Annotated in this window: 17 protein-coding genes; 8 read left to right on the top strand and 9 right to left on the bottom strand. The window is 69.2% G+C overall.

Annotated features, from left to right (window positions below; translation table 11 throughout):
* Positions 1-218 precede the first annotated feature (218 nt).
* From QHF89_RS00085 to QHF89_RS00075, 3 genes are read right to left on the bottom strand one after another with little or no spacing between them, the layout of a single operon-like run.
* Entirely contained in the window at positions 219-1187 is a 969-nt protein-coding gene (locus QHF89_RS00085; protein WP_136965076.1) for a murein hydrolase activator EnvC family protein, read from the bottom strand.
* 2 nt (positions 1188-1189) lie between these two features.
* Positions 1190-2080 carry a cell division protein FtsX gene (locus QHF89_RS00080; RefSeq protein WP_136965075.1) on the bottom strand — a complete coding sequence of 297 codons (891 nt, stop codon included), beginning with the start codon at positions 2078-2080 and terminating at the stop codon, positions 1190-1192.
* A gap of 15 nt (positions 2081-2095) precedes the next feature.
* On the bottom strand, positions 2096-2884 hold the full coding sequence (locus QHF89_RS00075; RefSeq protein WP_136965074.1) for a cell division ATP-binding protein FtsE: 789 nt from the start codon (positions 2882-2884) through the stop codon (positions 2096-2098).
* Positions 2885-2946: 62 nt separating this feature from the next.
* On the opposite strand from QHF89_RS00075, the gene QHF89_RS00070 reads away from it, so the two are divergent.
* Genes QHF89_RS00070 through QHF89_RS00055 form a run of 4 tightly spaced genes read left to right on the top strand, consistent with a single transcriptional unit; the run spans position 2947 to position 8655 of the window.
* Positions 2947-3840, top strand: coding sequence for a methionyl-tRNA formyltransferase (locus QHF89_RS00070; RefSeq protein WP_136965073.1), 894 nt, complete (start codon positions 2947-2949; stop codon positions 3838-3840).
* Positions 3841-3881: 41 nt separating this feature from the next.
* Positions 3882-5129: a hypothetical protein gene (locus QHF89_RS00065; RefSeq protein WP_136965072.1), complete on the top strand. Its 1248-nt coding sequence runs from the start codon at positions 3882-3884 to the stop codon at positions 5127-5129.
* Positions 5126-8140 carry a BamA/TamA family outer membrane protein gene (locus QHF89_RS00060; RefSeq protein WP_136965071.1) on the top strand — a complete coding sequence of 1005 codons (3015 nt, stop codon included), beginning with the start codon at positions 5126-5128 and terminating at the stop codon, positions 8138-8140. The genes QHF89_RS00065 and QHF89_RS00060 overlap by 4 nt, the downstream gene beginning before the upstream one ends.
* 53 nt (positions 8141-8193) lie before the next feature.
* Positions 8194-8655, top strand: coding sequence for a hypothetical protein (locus tag QHF89_RS00055; RefSeq protein ID WP_136965070.1), 462 nt, complete (start codon positions 8194-8196; stop codon positions 8653-8655).
* A 94-nt stretch (positions 8656-8749) separates the two neighbouring features.
* On the opposite strand, the gene QHF89_RS00050 is transcribed toward QHF89_RS00055, so the two are convergent.
* Positions 8750-8911 carry a hypothetical protein gene (locus QHF89_RS00050; RefSeq protein WP_170229603.1) on the bottom strand — a complete coding sequence of 54 codons (162 nt, stop codon included), beginning with the start codon at positions 8909-8911 and terminating at the stop codon, positions 8750-8752.
* 144 nt (positions 8912-9055) lie between these two features.
* Positions 9056-9310: a hypothetical protein gene (locus tag QHF89_RS00045; protein ID WP_136933470.1), complete on the bottom strand. Its 255-nt coding sequence runs from the start codon at positions 9308-9310 to the stop codon at positions 9056-9058.
* 341 nt (positions 9311-9651) lie between these two features.
* On the opposite strand from QHF89_RS00045, the gene QHF89_RS00040 reads away from it, so the two are divergent.
* Complete coding sequence (locus tag QHF89_RS00040; protein WP_373372393.1) at positions 9652-10179, top strand: thymidine kinase; 528 nt, start codon at positions 9652-9654, stop codon at positions 10177-10179.
* Here the strand turns inward: QHF89_RS00040 and QHF89_RS00035 are convergent.
* Both QHF89_RS00035 and QHF89_RS00030 read right to left on the bottom strand, forming a co-directional pair.
* On the bottom strand, positions 10176-11456 hold the full coding sequence (locus tag QHF89_RS00035) for a penicillin-binding transpeptidase domain-containing protein (protein ID WP_136965068.1): 1281 nt from the start codon (positions 11454-11456) through the stop codon (positions 10176-10178). The two genes, QHF89_RS00040 and QHF89_RS00035, sit on opposite strands and share 4 nt — an antisense overlap.
* A gap of 64 nt (positions 11457-11520) precedes the next feature.
* A complete protein-coding gene (locus QHF89_RS00030; protein ID WP_136965067.1) occupies positions 11521-13389 on the bottom strand; it encodes a porin in 1869 nt (622 codons plus the stop codon).
* A 114-nt stretch (positions 13390-13503) separates the two neighbouring features.
* On the opposite strand from QHF89_RS00030, the gene QHF89_RS00025 reads away from it, so the two are divergent.
* Positions 13504-14601: a PhoH family protein gene (locus tag QHF89_RS00025; RefSeq protein WP_136965066.1), complete on the top strand. Its 1098-nt coding sequence runs from the start codon at positions 13504-13506 to the stop codon at positions 14599-14601.
* Complete coding sequence (locus QHF89_RS00020; RefSeq protein ID WP_136965065.1) at positions 14598-16625, top strand: HD domain-containing phosphohydrolase; 2028 nt, start codon at positions 14598-14600, stop codon at positions 16623-16625. The genes QHF89_RS00025 and QHF89_RS00020 overlap by 4 nt, the downstream gene beginning before the upstream one ends.
* Before the next feature lie 123 nt (positions 16626-16748).
* Here QHF89_RS00020 and QHF89_RS00015 read toward each other — a convergent pair whose 3' ends face one another.
* Together QHF89_RS00015 and QHF89_RS00010 are read right to left on the bottom strand one after the other, a co-directional pair.
* Positions 16749-17339, bottom strand: coding sequence for a hypothetical protein (locus tag QHF89_RS00015; protein ID WP_136965064.1), 591 nt, complete (start codon positions 17337-17339; stop codon positions 16749-16751).
* Positions 17340-17403: 64 nt separating this feature from the next.
* A complete protein-coding gene (locus QHF89_RS00010) occupies positions 17404-18165 on the bottom strand; it encodes a Bax inhibitor-1/YccA family protein (RefSeq protein ID WP_136933463.1) in 762 nt (253 codons plus the stop codon).
* A gap of 170 nt (positions 18166-18335) precedes the next feature.
* Between QHF89_RS00010 and QHF89_RS00005 the strand changes: the two genes are divergently transcribed.
* On the top strand, positions 18336-18557 hold a 222-nt coding region (locus tag QHF89_RS00005; RefSeq protein WP_284719860.1), incomplete at its 3' end, for a hypothetical protein.

Below are 18557 nucleotides of genomic sequence, written 5' to 3'. Positions count from 1 at the left end.
TTCGAGCAGGTCCCAGCCTGCTCGAACACCCTCCCACGCCCCCTTCGAGCAGGTCCGATCCCCCTCCAATACCCTCCCACCACCCCTTCAAGCAGGATCGACCACCTCCGCCGGACCCAGGCAACGCACATGCGCGCAGGTCGACCCATCGGCGAGCACCGCCGAGCCCCACCCCGCAGCAGGTCGCAGGACCTGTGCGGCCGCGTCGATCCCCTGGCCTAGAGCCCGAGCCAGTCGCCGGGATCGAGCGCGCTCGCGCCGCGTCGGATCTCGAAGTACACGGTGTCGCCCTGCCCCGCGCTCGGCGCCGTCCCGACGCGCGCACCCGCGGCCACGGGATCCCCGGCGCGCAGCTCGGTCCCGCCGAGGCTCGCGTACACGCTGTAGTAACGATCCCCGTGGTCGATGATCACGGTGAGCGCGTAGCTGTCGTACCGATCCGCGAACACCACACGACCCGCGGCGACGCTGCGCACGGCCGCGCCGGGCTGCGTGAAGAGTTCGACGCCGCTCACACCGTGCTTCGACGAACGCCGCACCTCGGCGCGGCCCGCGACCGGGAAGAGCAGGCGGCCCTTTTGCGCCTCGAACCCGAGGCGTGCATCCGCGTCCCGAGGCCCGCTGTCGGCGCCGTAGATCGCCACGTAATCGGGGCGTGACGACGACTCGAAGGCGCGCGCGAACGCCGCCCTTCGCTCGTCTTCGGCTTCGAGCGCGCGCTTGGCCCGCATCATGGCCTCGCGCTGGACTTCGAGCGGCGCGCGCTCGCCGCGGAGCCGGAGGATGCGGCCTTCGAGCTCGGTCCGACGTTCGAGCAGCGCCTTCTCGTCGGCGATGTCGCGTTCGAGGGCGCGGCGAACCCGCTCGACCCGCGCCGCATGATCGACGAGCGCGTCGAAGCCCTCGCCCACCGGCAAGAGGCCCGCGTGCACGTGGCGGTAGTAGGCCCGGCCGCGCGCCAGCATGCGCTTGCGCACGGTCTCGAGGCGCGGATCGATCCCCGCGAGCTCGGTCTCGACAGCACGTTGCTCGTCGTCGATGTGCTTGAGCAGCCGCTCGAAATCGGCGACGGACGAGAGCGCGCTCGGCGCCTGGGCAGGCAGCGGCTCCACGGGCGTGCCGCCCTGCGCCGCGCCCGAGACGAGCGCGAGCAGCACGAGCGGCAGGAGCGACGTCCGACGCTTCATGATCAAATCGCCGCCATCCGGCGCAGGCTCACGAGCGCCGTCGTCGCGCCGAGCGCGCCGCCGAGGAGCACGAGCCCGAGCGACACGGTCCAGGGCAAGAACGAGGGCGAGAGACCGAGCAGGTTCGCGAGCTCGTGATCGAAGCGCCCGCGCACCAGGAAGAACAGCCCGCCGAGCAGCGCGATCGCCGCCGCCGCGCCCGCCGCGCCCTGCATCGCGCCCTCGATCACGAAGGGACGGCGCACGAACTCGTTCGTCGCGCCGACGAGCTTCAAGACCTCGACCTCGGTCCGCCGGCGGCTGAGCAAGAGGCGCATGGTCGAGCTGATGACGCTGAAGACCGCGCACATCACGACCACCGCGAGCGCCGCGCTCGCCGAGACGCCGCCGCCGAGAAGCGACGAGAGGCGTTCGGTCCAGCGCTGGTACGTCTCGACCGACTCCACCGCCGGCAACGCCCGCAGCTTGAGCGCGATCGACTGGAGATCGGTCTCGCCGATGTCGTCCGTGAAGCCGAGCTCGAGCGAGGCCGGGAACGCGCTCGGCGGCAGCGACGCGAGCGCCGCGTCGGACTCGTCGACCACGATCTCGCGCCGCGCCTCCACGCTCGTCACGTGCCGCACGCGCTTGATCCCGGGTGTTCGTTCGAGCGCGCGGAGGAGCTCGTTCACGTCGGGATCAGCCACGCCGTCGCGCAGGTACACCGTCGCGCGCCCGGCCCGCGACCAGCGATCCCGCACCGCCGAAAGGTTCGTCACCACGAGCAGCGAGGCCGCCAGGCACACGAACGCGACCGCGAGGGAGAAGATCGACTGCACGTGCACGCGCATGTCCCCTCGCCCGGGTCTCCAGGCCTTCATGGGCACTCGCACGCCGTACCGTTCGCTCGCCATGCGGTCACTCCCTCCCTACGCCACGAGGTTCATCGGGGCTTCTGCCCCCGCCGCGTCGAGCCCGTTCGGCGCGTCCGTCGCCTTGCCGGCATCGAGCACCACCACGCGCCGCGGACGCACATCGAGCAGCGTCCGATCGTGCGTCGCAAAGAGCACCGTGGCCCCGGTCTCGTGGATGTCCTCGAAGAGGCCGAGGATGTCGATCGCGAGCTGCGGGTCGAGGTTGCCCGTCGGCTCGTCCGCGAGGATGAGCGCCGGCTCGCCCACGATCGCCCGCGCGATCGCGACGCGTTGCTGCTCGCCGCCCGAGAGGCGCTTGGCCTCCTCGTCGCCGCGCCCCGCGAGGCCCACGCGTTCGAGCGCCTCGCCCACGCGGCTGCGCACGAGCCGCGGCGGCAGGCCCACGACTTCGAGCGCCACGGCGACGTTGTCGAACACGGTCCAGCTCGGCACGAGCTTGAAGTCCTGAAACACGTACCCGATGTTGCGGCGCAAGGCCGGGATCGACTCGTCTCGGAGGCGACCCACGTCGCGGCCGAGGAAGAGGATCCGCCCGTCGTCGACGCGCTCGGTGCGGTGCACGAGGCGCAGGAGCGTGCTCTTGCCCGAGCCCGAGGGCCCCGTGATGAACACGAACTCTCCCCGCTCGATCGTGAGCGACATCCCCCGCAGGACGGGCTGGTCGGACCGGTAGGCCTTGTGCACGTCCTCGAACACCAGGATCGGTCGCCTCGCGGCAGCCGGGTCGAACCGATGTCCGGTCCGCAAGGCCGGGTGAAACGAAGGGCGCGGGGATGACGCCATGGGCGCGATTGCTATCAGGGCCCTACGGAGCGGGAAAATTTTTGGGGTAAGGGAGAGAGGACATGCCGCTCCGCATCGCGTTTTTTGGCCTGCCGCTCGCCGCGCTCCTGCTCGCGAAGGACGGGCACTCGATCGAGCTCTGCGCCATCTGCCGCAAAGACGCGCTCGGCGCACGCCGCGCGCGGCGTGTCTTCGGCGAGCGCGTCCTCGTCCGGCCCAAGGTGACCGATCGCGCGCTCGCCGACCGGGTCGAGCGCCTCGCGCCCGACCTCGTCGTGAGCTGGTTCTGGACCACGCGCCTGCCCATGCGCCTCGTCGAGGCCGCTCGGCTCGGCGGCATCGGCGTCCACCCCTCGCTCCTGCCTCGCCATCGCGGCCCGGATCCGACGACGTGGGCGATCTTGAGCGGCGACGCGGTGACGGGTGTGTCCGTGCATCGCATCGCCGAGGAGTACGACACGGGCGCGATCCTCGATCAGGAAGAGCTCGTGATCGATCCGCGCTGGACCGGCTGGGATCTCGCGCGCGCCCTCGATCGACCTTCGCTCCGCGCGCTACGTCGCACGTGCCAGAGGTTCTCTCGAGGCGAGACGATCGCCGAGATCACGCAAGACGAAGACCTCGTCACGCACGCGCCTGCCCTCGGCGAGGACGAGCACGCGATCCGCTGGTCCTGGCCCACCGACCGCGTCCTCCGGCACATCCGCGCGCTCGCGCCCACGCCGGGGGCCTTCACCGAGATCGCGGGCGTGCTCGTCACCGTGCTCGAGGCCCGCAAGGCGCCTCGGTTTCCCGACGCGCTCGAGCCTGGAGAGGGATACGCCGAGGGGGGCCACGCCGTGATTCGCACCGGGGATGGCGCGGTGATCCTGGTCCGGGGTGAGATCGAAGGCGCGCCCGTGGAGGCGGAAGCCCTCGCCCGGCTCTTTCTTGCGCCGGAGCCTTTGCTAGGCTGACGCCGCGCTCCGCGACAGGCGCGCTTTCTTGGAGGAGGACCGTGGAACCCGCTCAGCTCGCAAAGACCGCGCGCGCATCCCTCGCCGAAGCGCTCGGTGCCCTGCAGAGTGCCGACGACGCGCCCGACGAACTCCTCGAGGCCGCCGAGCCCATCGCGAAGACGATGGGCATCTTGCACAAGATCGAGCGCAGCCACGGCGCCGTGCTCGACGGCCGCGACGTCGCCCTCAAGAACGTGCGCAAGGTCCTCGCGGACGTGCAGGCGCTCGACGTGGATCACCCCGCCGTCGACACGGTGCTCGAAGCGGTCGCCGCGTCGCTCGCGAAGGTGAACGCGCTCGCGAAGTACAAAGGAACCGGCGCGCCCGCGCCCGCGCCCGCTGCGCAGCCGGCGCCTGAACCCGCACCGCAGCCGGCTCCGCAACCTGTCGCGGAGGTGAAGCCAGCTCCGCAGCCGGCTCCGCAACCTGTCGCGGAGGTGAAGCCAGCTCCGCAGCCGGCTCCGCAACCGGTCGCGGAGGTGAAGCCCGCCCCGCAGCCGGCTCCGCAGCCGGTCGCGGAAGTGAAGCCCGCCCCGCAGCCAGCTCCGCAGCCGGTCGCGGAAGTGAAGCCCACGCCGCAGCCGGCGCCGCAGCCTGTTGCGGTCGAGCCTGCGCCGCAGCCGGTCGAAATCATCAAGCCCGCGCCGGTCCTCCAGATCGTCACCGAGCCCGCGCCGCAGCCCGTCGCCGAGATCAAGCCCGCGCCGATCCTCGCGCCGCAGCCCGTCGTCGAGGTGAAGGCCACGCCCGCGCCGCAGCCCGTCGCGCCTGCACCCGCGCCCACGCCTGCGCCGCAGCCCGTGAAGGCCAAGGAGCCCGCGCCCACGCCCGCGCCTGCAAAGGTGCAGCCCACGCCCGCGCCCGCCAAGGTCACGCCTGCGCCCGCGTCCGTGAAGGCCAAGGAGCCCACGCCTCCGCCCGGCACGCGCACCGTCGACGTCGAGCTCGGCACGCACAGCTCCTCGAACTTCTACAAGGGCCTCTCCGGCAACGACGTCATCGAGCACGGCGGCATCTTCGTCTCGACCTACCGCATCCCGAAGCTCGGCGCCGAGGTGCAGCTCCGCGTCCTGCTCCCCGGCGACTACGAGTTCTACGCGCGCGCCGTCGTGCAGTGGACGCGCGAGTCGAGCGGCTCGTCCGAGCCCGGCTTCGGCGCTCGATTCACCCAGATCGGCAACGAGGGCAGGCAGCTCGTCTACCGCTACGCGCGGAACCGCGAGCCCATGTTCTACGACGACCTGTGAAGCCTTTTTCCTCGCGCCGCGCGGCCCTCGTAGGCGCCGCGCTCTCCCTGGCCCTCGCCGTGCCGCGCACCGCGGAGGCCGTCGGAGATCCGGATCTCGACTGGCAAACCATCGAGACAGCGCACTTCCGCGTGCATCACCCGAGCACGCTCACGCCGCTCGCCGAGCGCGTGGCGCGCCTCTCGGAGGCCATCCACGAGCGCCTCACCGTCGCGCTCGGCAACCGCCCGCGCAGCATCACCGAGGTCGTGATCACCGACGACGTCGACTCGGCGAACGGCTCGGCCACGGCGCTGCCCTTCAACACGGTCCGCCTCTACGCGACCGCGCCCGAGGATCTCTCGCCGCTCGGCGACTACGACGACTGGCTGCTCGACCTCATCACGCACGAGCACACGCACATCCTGCACCTCGACAACATCTCGGGGATTCCTGCGATCGCCAACGCGATCCTCGGCAAGAGCTACGCGCCGAACCAGGTGCAGCCCCGGTGGGTCATCGAGGGCCTCGCCACGGTGTACGAGTCGCGCGAGTCGAGCGCGGGCCGCCTGCGCTCCGCGCTCTTCGACATGTTCCTGCGCGCCGACGTGCTCGACGACAACATCGCCCGGCTCGATCAGATGTCGTCGACCTCGATGCGCTGGCCGCAGGGCAACATCTGGTACCTCTACGGCTCGCGTTTCCTCGGCTGGATCACCGACGTCTACGGCGGGCACACGATGACGGCCGTGGCCGCGGACTACGGCCAGAACGTCATCCCCTGGGGCATCAACCGCTCGATGCGCCGCGCGACCGGCCGGACGTACGAGGAGCTTTTCGAAGGCTTCAAGGATCACCTGCGCCTCAAGTACGCCGCGCAGGTGCGCGCCATCGAGGCCAAAGGCCTGCGCGAAGGCGTGCGCCTCACGCGCCACGGCCGAAATGTCCTCTACCCGCGGTTCGTCCCGCGAAACGCCCGCGCCACGGACGCCGACGAGCTCGTCTACTACCGCGACGACTACAACGTCCGCGAGGGCATCTACCGCGCGCGGCTGAGCGCCCGCCACGACGCGTTCGAGGACGACGCGAAGCTCGTCGCGCGCACCCGCGGCGCTTCGCCCTCGGCGTTCTCGCCCGCCGGCGATCACTTCCACCAGAGCAACAGCCCCTTCAAGATCGTCTACCGCCGCGACGACCTCTACCGCGTCGAGAACGGCAAGACGGCCCCACGCGGCGACGAAGCCGCGCGCCATCGCCTCACCACGGGCCTGCGCGCCGGCGCGCCCGACATCAGCTCCGACGGCCGTCGCATCACGTTCACCGTCAACACGAAGGGCACGACCTTCCTCCAGATCGCCGACCTCGACCCCGAGGGCCGCATCCAGAACCGCCGCGACCTCGTCCCGAGCGCGCGCTTCGAGCAGGCCTACACGCCGCGCTTCTCGCCCGACGGCCGCTCCATCGCCTACAGCGCGTGGACCACGGGCGGCTACCGCGACATCCGCGTCGTCGACGCCGCCACCGGCTCCTTCCAGAACATCACGCACGACCGCGCGATCGAGGCGAACCCCACCTGGTCGAGCGACGGCAAGACCCTCTACTTCTCCTCGGATCGCAGCGGCGTCCCTAACATCTACGCCTACGACGTCGCGAGCCGCGCGCTCAAGCAAGTCACGAACGTGCGCATCGGCGCGCTTCAGCCCGCGGTGAGCCCCGACGGCAAGACGCTCGTCTACGTCGGCTACACCTCGAAGGGCTACGACCTCTACGCGATGCCGCTCGACCCGGCGCGCTTCCTCGACGCGCCGCCTGCGCCGACCGATCGCCCCGATCCGCCGCCCGAACCCGAGCGTGTCCTCATGCGCAAGGTCCCGTACCAGGCGCTCTCCACGCTCGCGCCGCGCAACTACGGCGTCGCCTTTGGCCCCGGCAACTACAGCCAAAACGCGCTCACGCTCTCCACGTTCGGCGCCGACGTCGCGGGCTTTCACGAGTTCCAGGCGGAGATGATCGCCGACTTCGCCGCGCCCGCGCCGCGCGTGAACCTCGACTACTCTTACCGCAGGCTCCCCGTCGATCTCAGCCTCCGCTTCTTCTACGCCGTCTCCCCGCGCTACCAGGGCTACCGCAGCAACGGCCGCGACATCCCCTACGACGAGCGCGGCATCGGCCTCTCGTCAAGCATGGTCTACCGGATGCCGGGCGAGTTCACCGATCAGAGCGTGAGCTTCTCCTACTCGTTCACCGGCTTCCGCGGCGATCTCCCAGGACAAACCCAGCCCGATCCCTACGCCACGCGCACGCGCCTCCCCATCGGCGGCACGATCGGCACCGTCCGCGCCGCGTACTCCTTCTCCAACGTCGAAGGCTCGCTCGACTCCGCGGGCTCGATCCGTGGCTACTCCATGCGCCTCGCCGTCGAGTACGCGGGCCCCATGACGGGCAGCGACTTCACCCTGCAGACCGCCGAGACCTCCATCGCGGGCTACATCCCCATGCCCTGGCGTGGCCTCCACACGCTCGCCTTGCGCGTCGCGGGTGGCATCGCCGCGGGCAGCTACCCGCGCGACGGCTTCTTCTTCGTCGGCGGCTACGACCTCGACAACGTGAGCATCGTCGACACCGTCACGACGGGCATCTACGACGGCTCCTTCGTCCTTCGCGGGTATGCGCCTGGCAGCGCGTCGGGCCGCGCGTACGTCCTTTCGAACGCCGAGTACCGCTTCCCGATCGTCAAGCCCGACTGGGGTTTGTCCACGCTCCCCTTCTTCATCCGCCGCCTCGACGGCAACGTCTTCGTCGACTACGGCGGCGCGTTCGACAAGCTCACGCGCGACGACGTCTCGTTCCTCTCGAACGGCGCGCTCATCGACGCGCCCAAGCTCCACACCTCGGTCGGCGCCGAGCTCTGGCTCGGCCTCTCGCTCGGCTACTACCTCAACACGCAGCTCCGCCTCGGCTACGCCTATGGCTTCAGCGGGAAGGCGATCCCGGGCGGCCAGGCGTACTTCGTCGCTTCGAGCGCGTTCTGACGAGAAAGGCCAAGAACTTGCCCCGATCCTCGCGCAAGGCGTCTCTTCGGCACGTGCGCCGCCCCCTCGCCCTCCTCCTCCTCGCGCTCGTCCCGCTCGGCTGCGTCATGCCCAATACGCCGACGGACAAACTCATGGACGCCGCGTACGACCACAACACCGCGCTGCGCTTCGGGCGCATGGATCTCGCGCGGGAGCACGTCGCGGCCTCGGCGCGCGACGCGTGGGCGAAGCGCCATGCGTCCTGGCGCGACCGCGTGCGCGTCCTCGATCTCGAGCTCGCGGATATCCGCATGAAGACGCGCGACGAAGCCGAGGTGCACGTGCGTGTCGAGTGGCAACGCCCCGACGAAGCCGAGCTGCGCACGACCGAGCTCGTCCAGAGGTGGCGCAACGCGAGCGGCTGGCACGTCGCCACGGAGGAGTGCGCCTCGGGCGACACAGCGCTCCTCGATCGTCCCGCGGACACGGACACGCCCGAAGGCGAGACCGGCAGCGCAAAGGACGGATTGTAAAACCTTTGAGGTCCTCTCCTCACCCTCCCCTCTCCCGCAGGGGAGAGGGGGTGGGGGTGAGAGAGTCGGTCAGAGAGTGAGGGAGTCGATCCGCTCAGCTCGCCGCAGGCGCCGCCGCGGCCTTGCGCGACTTCTTCGGCGCTGCGGTCTCCTGCGTGGTCTGCTCGACCTTCGGGGCCTTGGCGCGCGCCTTCTTCTTCGCCTGTGCCTTGCGGCGCCTCATCTTGATTGAGCTGCGGCGATCACGGTAACCCATCGCGTGTGACTCCTCGGGGGATCGTTGGGCCTCTGCGCAGCCACGGCTGCGGAGGCCCCGTCGTTCGGTCTGAAAAACGGGCGGCAAATCTGCCCAAGAAGGGGCCCGCCCGCAAGGATTTGGGTAGCGATCGAGGTGGGCTCGTCAGCTCCCGCCGACCGCTCCGTCGAGGGCGACCTCACGGCCGCGGACCTCGAGGCGATACCGGGAGTTCACCGTCTCGATGTAGAAAACTTCCCGCCCCGCGAGCCGGAGGACCCGCTTGACCGGCGTCGTCACGTATTCGTGCATCCCGTCGGAAAACTCGATCACGACGACGGAGCCTTTCCGCGGAGCACGTACCAGTCGACCGACGACGGCGCGGGAGCCACGGCCGAGCTTGCGGAGCACAACTTGCACAGCAGCCATCCTAGCATGCACTCGCGAGCCGGGCACAAGCTGCACAAAGGCGTCGCCTGATTTCCGCGCGTCCGTCCAGCGCGCGTCTTTGCAAATCCGCCAACGACGCGACGCGTGCTTCGCCTCGGGAGGGTTTTCATCGAGCGACCAGGCTCCCACAAACCTCCGAAATTCCCCGAGATCCTAGCCATTCCGAGGCGCGTCATACGCGGGGCCCGGCGGCACGTCTCCCCCGTGCCTGCCGTTTCCCCTTGCCTCTTTCCGCCGTCCGCGGTCTGTCTCCGCCCGTGCGCGGGGTACCTGCTCGTCCGACCGGGTCCGTCGAAGTCATCACGGGCTCGATGTTCAGTGGAAAAACCGAGGAACTCATCCGGCGCATCAAGCGCGCCATCCTCGCTCGCCAGCGCGTGCAGGCGTTCAAGCCTCGCATCGACGATCGCTACGACGCGCACCGCATCGTCAGCCACGAGGCCGTGAGCGTCGAGGCCGTCGCCGTCGGCACGAGCGCGAGCATCGAGGAGCGCGTCCTCGACGAGACCGACGTCGTCGCCATCGACGAGGCGCAGTTCTTCGATCGGGGCATCATCGAGGTCTGCGACAAACTCGCCAATCGTGGCCTGCGCGTCATCGCGGCCGGCCTCGACCAGGACTATCTCGGCCGCCCCTTCCCGCCGATGCCCGAGCTCATGGCCATCGCCGAGGAGGTCACGAAGGTGCACGCCGTCTGCGCCGTTTGCGGCGGCCCTGCGAGCCGCTCGCAGCGGCTCATCCCCAAGGCCACGACGGTGCTCGTCGGCGGCGCCGAGAGCTACGAGGCGCGCTGCCGCGGCTGCTTCGAGGCCCGCGACGTCCCCCGCACCGAGTTTTAGTCGCGCCGCGCCACGGACCCGGAATCGAAGGGGCTCCGCACGCCCGGCGCATTCTTGTCCGCGAAGTACACGCGCAGCATGTCGGAGGCCACGTGCGTCGCCTTCACGCGCCATTTCGCGCCGTTCGCCACGAGCACCGAGAGCGCGACCTCGGGTTTGTCGCTCGGCGCGAAGCCCACCCACCACGTGTAGAACGGGCCCTCGGGCGTCGGCTTCGTCAGCGTGCCGGTCTTCCCCGCGATGCGAATGTCCGGCAGATAGGCCCTGCCGGCGCGATCGTGGAACGACTTGTAGCTCGTCCCCGAGTCGACGGTCTCTTCCATCATCGATGTGATTGCGCGGGCCGTCTGCTCGCTCATCACGCGCTTGAGGGGCATGCGGACCGTGGGACCCTTGTAGATCTCGCCGTCCTCGTCCTTCACGTTCGCCACGATCGACAGGCGCACCATCTCGCCGCCGTTCGCGATCGTCGTCGCCAGGTTCGCGCCCTGGAACGGCGAGAGCGTCGTGTTCCAGAAGCCCGCGGCCGTGCGGGCGAAGCCGAGGTCATCCTCGGGCAGCGTGATCGTGCTCTGCGCGAGCTTCACGTCGAACGGGATGTCCTGCCCCCAGCCGAGCTTTTGCGCCGTCCCTTCGAGCTCGTTGCGATCGAGGTTCTTGGCCGCGAGCCGCGCGAACACCGTGTTCAAGCTGCGGCCCATCGCCTGCGCGAGCGTGGCGCACCACTTGTCGCGCTTCTTGTTGTCGACCATGTCCTTCGCGGTGATCGCGTGCTCGCCGCCCGAGTAACACTGCTTCGTGTTCGGCCCGAGCCCGGCGTGCTCCACGAGCGCCGTCGCGGTCACGATCTTGAACACGCTCGCCGAAGGCGCCGAAGCCTCCGCCGCGACGTCGTGCATCGCGCCTTGATCCACGTAGCTCGCCCACGCGAGCACCCGACCCGTCTTGATGTCGGTCATCACGACGGCGCCCTCGGGCACGTGCCCGCCGCGCAAGAGCGCCACCGCGGCGCGCTGGTACTTCGGCACCACCGTGAGCTCGGCCCTGCGATTGCCATGGGCGGGGGCGATCGCGATGTTTCCGCGATCGTCGATCCGCGTCAGGTCGATGTCCGTCAGGGGTGGTGGCGTCACTTCCCGCGTGACGACGGGCCCTCCGTTCGATTCGATTTTGCTTTTTGCGAGGAGGCCCGCGAGCTCCACGTCATGCTTGCGCAGCATGGGAAGCGTGACGGCGACGAGGCCCACGGCGGCACCGATGGCGATCCACTGACGCATTGGCTCCTCGGGCCTTAACGCGCGGCGTGGGGCTGGGCCAAAATTGTTGTGCGACCCGTCCGCGTCAGAAGTTCACGGCCGCGCGCGCGCCGAGCTCGTGCATCCACGCCGCGGATCGCGCGGGATTCTCCGCGTCCCGCAGCAAATTCCCCGGGACGAGCGCGAGGTTCTCCCCCGCGCCGCTCCCCGGCGTGTGGTAGGCGAGCCAGTTCACCGACACCCGGACGAACCGCGTGTGCCAGTACGTCGCGCCGAGGCCGAGCTGCACGACCGAGATCTTCGACGTCCGCCCCGGCGCGCCCGGCGTCGCCGCATCGTAGTCGCCCCCGCGCACAGCACCGTCGTATCGCGCCTGTACACCCGCCGCGATCGCCATCACTTCGAGGCCGCGCCGATCGTCGTAGCTCTTTTTGGGCGTCGCACCGGACAGATCGAGCCTGGGTGGCCGGGAAAAACCCGGCTCGCCGTTCACGAACGCGTCCCCGATCGGCCACGCCGAGGCATGCACGTACCAGCCCACGCCCTCGACATTTCCGAGCCGCTTGGTGTGTTCGAACGCGAGCCCGTCGATCGCCTCGCGGGTCCCGTTGTCGACCCAGTACGCTTCGGCGCGCAGCTCGTACCGATCGATCGGCACGCGTAACTCCCCGCCGATGCGGTTTTGCGCGCCCGACGGCAGTACCCGCACGAGCCTGCCGTGCGCGTCGACGTACCGCGGATCCCACAATGCGAACCCCTGCGCCGTCGTGATCGCCGGATAGTCGTACGCGACGAACGCCGGGTCGCGCGCGCCCCGTTGCATGCTCACGCCGAGGTGCGCGCGCGAGAACGACTTCGACAAACCGGAAGGCGCCTCCTCCTTCCCGACCGGCGTGCCCCGGGCGAACGGGCGCACCACGATGCGGCCGATGAAATCGGGGTAGCTGTCGACCTGCGGTCGATTCGGTCCGTCACCGACGAAGAGGCCGAGCTCGTAGCTCAGGGTTTGCGCCTCGTTGATGTCGCCCCAGATCGTCATGCCGATTTCCTTGCCGTTCGGCTGGACGAACGCTCGAATCGGCAGCACGCGCTCCATCCACGGGTGCTGATCGTTGCCCGTGCGGTTCTCCAGGGAAAACGGCGCCTGGTGTTGCCCGAGCATCACGTGAAACTGACGGAGAAGCGTGTAGTCGATGTACACGTTCGCGAGCTGCGCCGACGGCCCGACGGACTGCGGCGGCGCGAAGCGCGTCCACGCCTGGAGCGACGCTTGTCCGGGCGGCAACGTGGGCGGCTGCGCGTCGCCCATCGGGTTCGTTATGGGCTGCCCGCCGAAATCCACCCCGACCAGGGCAAACCATCGACGGAAGAGGTCGGCGGCGAGCTCGATACGCGCGCGACGGGCAAAAAAACGAGGCGCGAGCAGCGCGCCGCCCTCCGCGGCGGGCAAGTCGGCTGCGCCACCCCCGAGGAAGGAATGGAAATCGAGGTGCAGGCGGCCCCGGACATACACACGGATGTCGTCCGAGGGATCCCGAAGGAAAATTCCGCCTTGAAAACCGGCCAGCGCCATCCGCGGCTCCGTGCGCGTCGGCACGTCGACCTCGATCGGAAACGGCTGCACGGGCGCGGGCGGCGGCGTGATCGCAGGTGGTGTTTTACCGGCGGGCGGCGGTGGCGGAGGGCCGGCAGGCTGCGGCGCTGGAATCAACGCGTTCGGCCGCACGAAGGGCCGCGGCACGCTCCCCGTGGGCTTGGGCGCCGCCGGATCGGCCTGGGTTTTTCCTTCCCCTGCTGGCTTGGGGCCGGGACCAGGCGGCGCCGGCGGGACTTGCGCGCGCGCCGCGGGGACAGAAAAAACACACGCGAGCGCGCCGGAGAGCACCGCCTTGGCTATGCTCCCGCGGAGGCCTCCTTCGAGGCGCTTCGTGTCCCGGCTTTTCCTATGCAGCATTCGCGAATGTTTCCGGCTTCGCGCCCGACAGGCGGGCACGACGCTCGCATGCGACGCGCGGACGGTCAAGCCACGCGCGGTCCGGGTCGCACGGAGGAAGCGACGGTTCCAACCATGAGCAGCAGCACGCCCATTCGGATCACGGCAGACGTCGAGGTGCTCGACAACGCCACGCTCGTCTCGCTCGCCGGTCCTGCGAGTGAACACTTGAAGTCCGTGGCGAGAACCCTCGGCATCGACGCGAGCATGCGGGGCAACATCATTCGCCTCGCCGGCGACGCCGACGCAGTCGCGCTCGCCGAGCGATTCCTCGCCGAGGCAGCCCAGCTCCTGCGCGGCGGCGCCGTGCTCGACGCGCAAGATTACGTGCGCGCCGTGCAAGCCCTCCATGACGACCCCGCGCTCACGCTGCGCGAGCTCTTCGAAGACGTCGTGCTCGTGACCGCGCGGCGCAGGCCCGTCACCGCCAAGACGATCGCGCAAAAGCGATACATCCAGGCGATCCGTACGCACGACATGACGTTCGGCATAGGACCGGCCGGTACGGGCAAGACGTACCTCGCCATGGCCATGGCGGTGCACGCGCTCCTCGAACGGCGGGTGAAACGCATCATCCTCACGCGGCCCGCCGTCGAAGCGGGCGAGCGGCTCGGGTTTCTGCCGGGTGACCTCGCGGAGAAAGTAAACCCGTACCTCCGTCCGCTCTATGATGCTTTGCACGACATGATGGATGCCGACAAAGCCTCCGGACTCGTCTCGCGCGGGCAGATCGAGGTCGCGCCGCTCGCGTTCATGCGTGGCCGCACGCTGAACGATTCCTTCGTCATCCTCGACGAAGCGCAGAACGCGACGAGTGATCAGATGCGCATGTTCCTGACCCGCCTCGGCTACTCGTCGCGCGCGGTCGTCACGGGCGACGTCACGCAGGTCGATCTGCCGCACGGCGCCCGCAGCGGCCTCGCCGAAGCGCGGGAGCTGCTCACGGGGATCGATGGCATCGCGATATGTCACTTCACCGAGGTCGACGTGGTCCGCCACCCGCTCGTGCAGCGCATCATCGTCGCCTACGAGAAACGTGATCAGGAGGTCGCGGCACGGCGCGCAGAAAAAGAACGCGAGCGGGATCGGCGCGACGGACCAACTGCGGCGCAATCGACCCCGACGAACCCCGATCCCGCGGACGAACCTCGCGAAAAAGGGGCGGCCTCGTGAGCCTTTTCCTCGACGGGGCGAACGACGCCGCCCGGAGCTCGGCGCGATACGGCCGCGACGCGCTGACCACGATGAACCTCATCGAAGCGCGCCTCGTGTCGGACGCGCGCCTCTCCGATCGCACCGTCGTCCGGCCGCATCCTTTGCTCGTCACGGTGCGGAGCGACAGGCTCTTCGCGGTGCTCGCGCCCGGCTCGCTCTGGGACCGCGGCCGCGAGGTGCTCCGCCCCTTCGCGCACAAGCTCGCCTCGGGCGAGGCCATGCTCGTCCTCGTCGGCAGCCCCGCCGTGAGCGACGTGGCGGGCGCTTTGAACCGCGGCCTCGGCGCGCTCTGTAGCCCCGATCCGAGCGCCGACGAGCTCTACGTCGCCATCCACAACGTCTGCGAGCTGCTCGAGTCGAAGGCCCGCGCCGAGGCGCGCGGCAAATGGCTGAACCGCTATCGTTACGAGCTCGGCGAGCTCATCGAGATTGCCAAGGCCATCACCACCGAGCGCGAGCTCGACAAACTGCTCTCGCTCATCTTGGAGAAGAGCCGCTTCATCACGGGCGCCGACGCCGGGAGCATCTACGTCGTCGAAGGCGACGACCCGGATCCGCTGCGCCGCACCCTGCGCTTCAAGCTCTCGCAAAACGACTCCGTCCCCTTCGACGCGCGCGAGTTCACCCTGCCCGTGAGCCCCCGATCGATGTCGGGGTACGTCGCGCTCCACAAACGGCCGATCAACATCGCCGACGTCTACGACCTGCCCGCGGTATCGCCGTACGGCTTCGATCGATCGTTCGACGCGAAGATCGGCTATCGCACGAAGTCGATGCTGTGCATGCCGCTGCTCTCGCGCAAAGGCGAGGTCATCGGCGTCATCCAGCTCATCAACAAGAAACGAGCGGCCGACCGCAAGCTGCTTTCCGAGGAGGACGTCGAAGACCAGGTCGTCCCCTTCGACGCGCGCAGCGAAGAGCTCGTCGGCACGCTCGGATCGCAGGCCGGCATCGCGCTGGAAAACGCGGTGCTTTATACCGAGATCCACCACATGCTCGAAGGGTTCGTGCGCGCCAGCGTCGAGGCCATCGAGCAGCGGGATCCCACGACGAGTGGTCACTCGCGCCGCGTCGCGCTCCTCACGGTGGGGCTCGCGCGCGCGCTCGAGCGCGACAAGGCCGGGCCCTATCGCGGCGTCACATGGACGAAGGACGATCTGCGCGAGCTCGAGTACGCCTCGCTGCTACACGATTTCGGCAAGATCGGCGTCCGCGAGCAGGTGCTCGTGAAGGCGAAGAAGCTCTATCCCCACGAGCTCGCCATCATCCGCCATCGCATCGAGATCGCCTCGCGCTCGTACGAGGTGGAGATCCTCGAACGCAAGCTCCGGCTCGTGCAACGCGGCGCGCGCGCCGACGAGCTCGCCGCACTCGATCAGGAGTTATCGGCGCGCAAGGCCGAGCTCGAAGCCGCGTATACGGCCATCGTCGCCGCGAACGAACCCTCGGTCCTCAAAGGCGGCGATTTCGCGCGCATCGAGGCCATCGCGCGCGAGACGTTCACCGACTTCTCGGGCGACGTCGTGCCGCTCCTGCGCGCCGAAGAGGTCGCGTGTTTGTCGGTGGCGCGAGGATCACTCACGCCCGCGGAGATCGAAGAAATCCGCAACCACGTGGTCCACACCTACCAGTTCCTTTCGCAGATCCCCTGGGGCAAACAGTTCCGCCGCGTCGCCGTCATCGCCGGCTCGCATCACGAGCGCCTCAACGGCACGGGGTATCCGCACCGGCTGCGCGCCGAGGAAATCCCGCTGCAATCCAAGATGATGAGCGTCAGCGACATCTTCGACGCGCTCACCGCGAGCGACAGGCCCTACAAGAAGGCCGTGCCCGTCGACCGCGCGCTCGACATCCTCGGCTTCGAGGTCAAAGACCAGCACGTCGACGCCGACCTCGTGCGCGTCTTCATCGAAGCAAAGGTGTGGACCGTGCTCGAACAGCCCGGCGCGCCGCACTCGGCCCTCGCGGCGTCTTCGCGATAACGCGGGCCGTCGTCCCGAGGGGGACGCCTCGCGTCCCCCTCTCGCCCGGGCAAAGCCCGGACGATTCACCCCCCGAGGCGAGTTCGCTTTGCGATCTCGCAGAGCGCCGAACCGTTCGGCGCTCTAGTCCTTCTTCTTCAGCTCGATTTCGGCCTCGCGCACGACCGACGCGTCCCCGCTCGCCACGCGGATGCGCCCGATGATCTTGTCATCTTTGCGCTTGCCCTGGACGATGCCGAACATCGCTTCTTTCGAAACCGCGTCGTCCGGGAAGAACGTCGCGCGCACCTCGTCGCCCTCGACTTTGCCGCTCAGCGCCGCGACGCCGAGCGCGCCCGAGGTTTTTCCTTTCAGCTCCCCGTCCGGGCCGATGGTGATGGAGAGCGTCCCCGGACCCACCGCCGCCTTGCCGTCGTCCTTCGTGCGGACCTTGTCCTTCACTTTGGGCGGCATCTCCACCTCGCCCTTTTTTGCGTCGTAGCGGCCTTCCCACGTCCCCACGAGCCCAGGCGGCTCGGCGGGCGCGGCGGCCGAAGCGCTCGGGCTCGGCGCGGCGGCGCTCGGCGCGACCTCGGCGGTTTTTCCGGACGGAACGGCCGGCGCGGGGGCGATGGAGGAAGCAGGCGGCGATCCCCCCTCGTTCCCGCTTTTTTCACAAGCGACGAGGGAAAGGCAGGCGATCAAGGAGAGGGCCGTGGAAACGCAGTGTCGCATCGGGGATTCGGCGCCCGCGGAGGGGTGCGGGCGCCGAGGTGCTTCGCGCGTCTCCTGCCGCGCGTCAATCTCCGCGGCGCGACGAGAGGATGCGCAGGAGGGCGAGGAAGATGTTCAGGAAGTCCAAATAGAGCTGGATCGCGGCGCCCACCGCGTCGTCTTCCCCGGCCTGGAGCAGGCGCGACGTATCGTAGAGGACGTATGCGCCGAAGAGCAGCACGGACACGCTCGCGATGGCGAGGCCAAAGACCGCGCTGCCGAGGAAGATGTTCAGAAGCCCCGCGCCGATGACCACAAAGAGGCCCATCGTGAGCGCGCCGCCGAGGAACGAAAAGTCCTTCTTCGTGGTAAGCGCATACGCCGTGAGCCCGCCGAAACCACCCACGGAGAGCAAAAACGCGTCGCGAATGGGGGACGAAGAGAGCGTCTTGCCGATCCCCGCGGCGAGCGTCGCGTAGAAGAGCGACGGCGCGAGGACCACGCCGATCACGGTCGCCATACCAAAAAGCGCGACCACGTTGATGCCCTTCATGTGTCGCACCATCGAAGCGCCGAAGACGGCGCCGAGCATGACGAGCATGCCGATGATGTAGTGCTCCCCGAAGAACGCCACGAGCGGCGGCACGGCCACGCGTGAACCGCCGACGCTCACGAACGCCTGCGAAGCGGAAAGACCCCCGCGGAGGGCCAAAAGCGCGCCGGCGGCGGAAAACACGACGCTCGCCGTGAAGAGGCCGTAGACGCGTTTCAGGAAGGCCACGCGGCTCGCGCCACGGGTGAGGCCTTGCGCGCCCCACGGTTGCTCCCTGTAGTCCCACGAGTTCATGCTGTTCACTCCCTGGATGATGTGCGGGTGAAGAACCGGTCCGACGAAACGTAGTCATCCACCGCGATGTCGCAATGTTTCGTCCCGATGGCCGCTTCCACGGAGACCGTCCACCGGCCATTTCCAGCGAAGGGATCGACGTCGCGGGTCGATCCGCGTACGTTGTGGACATGGATTTCTTGAAGTCGAACGGGACCAGGTTTGCATTTCTCTTCTTCGTCGGCGCGGCCACCACCGCGCTGACAGCCGTCGGCTGCGGCGACGACGGCAAGGGCGGCAGCGGAGGCACCGGCGGCACCGGCGGTGACGGGGGCGCGGGCGCAGCCGGCGGAATGGGCGGCATGGGCGGCGCGGGCGGCGCGGGCGGCGACGGCGGCATGGGCGGCGCCGGC

It is taken from the genome of Polyangium sorediatum, from assembly GCF_029946465.1.
Taxonomy (GTDB): Bacteria; Myxococcota_A; Polyangia; order Polyangiales; family Polyangiaceae; genus Polyangium; species Polyangium fumosum.
This window is presented reverse-complemented; position numbering and strand designations above follow the sequence as displayed.